The organism is Pedococcus sp. P3_C7, from assembly GCF_056402615.1.
Window position 1 is genome coordinate 1 of record NZ_JBFUHC010000018.1, and the last position, 779, is coordinate 779.

Consider the following 779-nt stretch of genomic DNA (forward strand, 5'->3'; position numbering starts at 1 on the left):
CGCCCCTCAACCTCCACCACCTGGTCCACCATCACCACCGCCACCACGACCAGCACCGGCACGTACACCGCCGCCTACACCATCCCCGCCACCGGAACCTGGTACTACCGCCTCACCGTCCCGGCCACCGCAACCGCCGCGACAGCCACCACCCCACAACGTCAAGTCATCGGGGCTTCGCCGGACAGCGCGCCCCCAGGAAGGGTCACGGATGTCACGGCGACACCTGGTCAGACCACCATCGCGCTGTCCTGGACCAACCCCCCCGATACCGACTTCACCGGGGTGATGATCCGCCGCACGACCGGCACCACCCCACCAGCCTCCCCCACCGACGGAACCCTGGTCGGCGACACCACGTCGAGCGCCACCAGCTACACCGACACCAGCCTGACCCCCGACACCCACTACGCCTACGCCCTGTTTGCCCACGACGCCATCCCYAACTATGCGGTGAGCGTGTCCGTGACGGCGCAAGTCGACGCTTGTACACCGGTGGTCGTGCACGTCACTGGAGCAATCACGTCGGATGAGGTTTGGAGTCCACAATGCGTGACGGCATACGTGCTCGATGGGTCGGTAACGATAGATGTCGGCGCGAAACTCCATATCCAGCCTGGAACGACTGTGAAGTTCGCTCCCCAGGACCAGCTGTACGTGCAGGGCTCACTGATCGCCCAGGGCACCGCGGCCGCACCGGTGGTGTTCACCTCCTTCCGGGACGACACCGCAGGCGGCGACACCAACAGCGACGGCAGCGCCACCCTCGCGGCCCCCGG

1 protein-coding gene is annotated in these 779 nt (G+C 66.8%); it reads left to right on the forward strand.

All coding sequences use genetic code 11. The annotated features are described in order from the left end of the window. Positions 1–288: 288 nt before the first annotated feature. Positions 289–779: hypothetical protein (locus AC1DS4_RS18955; protein ID WP_477646105.1), on the forward strand; the 491-nt coding region annotated here is incomplete at its 3' end.